The sequence below is a fragment of the Sphingomonas sp. genome (assembly GCF_964263785.1).
In the GTDB taxonomy this organism is placed as follows: Bacteria; Pseudomonadota; Alphaproteobacteria; order Sphingomonadales; family Sphingomonadaceae; genus Sphingomonas.
The window spans coordinates 1-3,205 of record NZ_CAXVWL010000016.1 but is presented as its reverse complement, the minus strand read 5'-3'; the positions used below and the strand labels follow the sequence as shown (position 1 = coordinate 3,205).

The following is a 3,205-nucleotide window of genomic DNA, read 5'->3' as shown; positions in this document are numbered from 1 at the left end:
GATTCCGGTGTCGCGATCAATCTCATCTCCTACCATTTCAAAACCAAGGACGAACTGCTTGAAGCGGTGCTGGAGCGCCATGCTGCGCGCATAACCGCGATGCGCCAGGACCAGTTGGGCCAGCTCGAGCTTCGCCATTCGCCAGGCGTGCCGCCAGTGCGTGAGATCATGGCGGCTCTGATCGGTCCCGTCTTCCGCCTCAAGGAAGAAGACCCGACGCTATGGGCGAGCTTTCTCGGCCTACTCGCGCGCGAGCGGGGCAGCGCAGCTTGGTCCGCGACGATCGGCCACCGGGTATCGGCCATGCTGCGCCAGCACGCCGTCCTGCTTCACCGCGCGCTGCCGTCCGCCAGCCGCAGCGCGTTGACGGGTGCGGTGACGGTGGCGTTCCTGTCGGTGCTGCTGTCGTCGCCGCTGGAAGCTCGGGCATTGATCGGCCCCGATCTGGAGGGATGGGAAGAGGCGAGCCTGGAGGGACTGCTGGTCGATATGATGACCGCAGCCGCCATGTCGCTCGCGCGGTAAACTGTAATCTTTCTAGTTTTATTGTATGCCGTCGTCTAAGTCTGTTGACTCAGTAATCTAAGTGGGAGCATGACTCACTCCGAGAACGCGAAGCGTCTGTAATGGGAGAGGTTATGACCGGCAGGAACTTGGTCCGCATGGCTCTGTTGGGATCGTGCCTTATGGCACCGTCCGCATGGGCACAGACCGACCCGGGGGCGCAGGCCGCGCCGTCGCCCACCGCGATTCCCGGCCAAGACTCGCAGGTCGGCCAGCCACCCGAGCCCGCGAACACGCTCGGCGACGTCGTCGTCACCGCGCGCAAGCGCGAGGAGCGCTTGCAGGACGTGCCCGTCTCCGTTTCCGTGGTCAGCGGCGACGCGCTGCTCGCCCAAGGCGCGGTCAACGTCCAGGACGTTGCCCGCGTCGCGCCCGGCCTGTTCTACCAATCGATCGAGCCGTCGCGGCCCAACATCTACCTGCGTGGGATCGGCACACGTTCGTTCGACGCCGGCGCGGAATCGTCGGTCGGGACCTTTGTCGACGGCGTCTATATCGGGCGTTTCGGCGGGCAGCTGCAGGACCTGGTCGGGGTCGACCGGATCGAGGTGCTGAAAGGGCCGCAGGGCGCGCTGTTCGGGCGAAATACGATCGGCGGGGCGATCAACGTCATCACCAAGAAGCCGAGCGATACGACCGAAGCGCGCGTGACGGGCACCTATGGGCGCCAATCGCACTTCGATGGCGACACTTATGGCTGGTCAGGCATCATCAGCGGCCCGCTCGTTTCGGGCAAGCTATTCGGGTTGGTGTCCGCCTCGCGCAACCACCTGGACGGGTTCCAGCTCGCGACCAACACCGGCCAGCGGTTCAACGGATCGACGAGCGACACGGTGCGCGGCCGGCTAGTCTGGCAGGCGGCGGACGACTTCCAGCTCGACCTGATCGGCGACTATCTGAAGTCGAGCAATCGGCTGGGTTTTCGCGGCAGCGATGTGGGCGGGCTTCGGTCGACCATCTTCCTCGCCAAGCCGGGGCTAACCTCCCCGGTCGATCCAGACCCCTACAAGTTCACCACGACTCCGGGGGTACGCGACAGCGATCGCCACGGCGGCGGCGTGTCGCTGACGGCGAACTATGACGGCGAGGCGGTCGCACTCACCGCCATCACCGCCTACCGCGGCGGCCATCAGGTCGGCTCCAGCGATCTCGACGGTACTGCGCTCGACACGCTCCAGAACCCGATTCTTGAGGATTCGTCGCAGTTCAGCCAGGAACTGCGGCTCAGCTCCGTGCCGGACGGTGCGCTCACCTTCGGCGATTCCATCAACTGGCTGATCGGCGGTTACTATTACTCAGAGGATGTCGACCGCGACGAGGGCATCCGGGTGGGCACCGACAATGCGCTGGTCGCTTTCAACCGCGGCGTCCCCTGGACCAATCTCAGCACAGTGTCGGTCAACACGCGCAGCTATGCTCTGTTCGGTCAGGTCGGCGTGAAGATCACCGACGAACTCAAGCTCGATGCCGGGCTGCGCTACAGCAGCGACCGCAAGCGCGCGGTGATCGGCGCCAGCTCGCCGGTGCTGACCCCCTTCATCGTGCCGGTCAATTTCGAGTTGAACCGCGATCGGACCTGGGACTCGCTCGACCCCTCCGTGTCGCTGTCCTACAAGCCGAACCGCGACCTCCTGCTGTTCGCCAACTACGCGAAGGGTTTCAAGAGCGGCGCTCTCCAGTATCAGGCGTTCACCGCCGCGTTGGCGGGCCGGGTGGTCGATCCCGAGAAGGTCGACGCCTATCAGGCCGGGATCAAGGCGGACCTGCTCGACCGCCGGCTGCGCGTCAACGCGACCGTGTTCCAATACAAGTACAAGAACATTCAGGTGCCCCGGATCGAGGTGCCGCCCGGCGGCAGCGTGCCCGTCGTCACCCTGTCGAACGCGGCCCGCTCCACGATCAGGGGCTTCGAGGTGGAGGGCGTCGCCGTGCCCAGCGACTGGCTGCGCGTCGAATATGGCTATGCGTATCTCGACGCGAAATACGACAACTACCTCTACTCGGCGACCCGCGATTTCAGCGGCAACCGGCTGACCCGCTCGCCCAAGAACACCGTGGACCTGGCGGGCATCGTCACCGTGCCGCTGGGTGAAAACAGGCTGGAGGTGCGTGGCGCCATGAACTACTTGTCGAGCTTCTACTTCGAGCCCGATAACGCCAAGGTCGATCCTGGGACGCGCGAGCCAAGCCGCACGCTGTTCGACCTGGTCGCGACGCTGACGCGCGGGCCGTACAGCGCCGCGATCTTCGCGCGCAACCTGACCGACAAGGGCTATCGGTCGTCCGTGCTCAACATCTCGGGCGTGCGGCTGAACGAAGTCTATGCGCCGCGCCGGATCATCGGCGTGACCCTGACGGCGGCGATGCGCTGATGACAGGACCACGCCTCCTGATCCGCGGCGCCTGCATCATCACGATGGACGACGCGCTGGGAGACCTGCCGCGGGGGGACGTGCTGGTCGGGGACGGGCGGATCGTTGCGGTTGGCGAAGATCTGGAAGCGGACGGGGCGGAGATCGTCGACGCGGCCGGCTGCATCGCCATCCCGGGCTTCGTCGACGCGCACCGGCACCTGTGGGAAGGCGCGATGCGCGCGGTCACCGCAGACTGGTCGATCCTCGATTTCGTCGGCAACATCCGC

The 3,205-nt window shown here is 65.5% G+C and carries 2 protein-coding genes and 1 pseudogene; all 3 read left to right on the top strand.

Going from position 1 to position 3,205, the window contains the following annotated elements:
• A partial coding sequence (locus ACE5C1_RS01705) for a hypothetical protein (RefSeq protein ID WP_374942332.1) occupies positions 1-525 on the top strand: 525 nt, incomplete at its 5' end.
• A gap of 161 nt (positions 526-686) precedes the next feature.
• A complete protein-coding gene (locus ACE5C1_RS01700) occupies positions 687-2,936 on the top strand; it encodes a TonB-dependent receptor (protein ID WP_374942331.1) in 2,250 nt (749 codons plus the stop codon).
• A pseudogene (locus ACE5C1_RS01695) lies at positions 2,936-3,205 on the top strand (cytosine deaminase); the annotation flags it as partial. The gene ACE5C1_RS01700 and the pseudogene ACE5C1_RS01695, both read left to right, overlap by 1 nt.

Bases quoted from the DNA above. Each gene is read 5' to 3' on its own strand.
- ACE5C1_RS01700 (WP_374942331.1), top strand. From the start codon at position 687: ATGGCACCGTCCGCATGGGCACAGACCGACCCGGGGGCGCAGGCCGCG.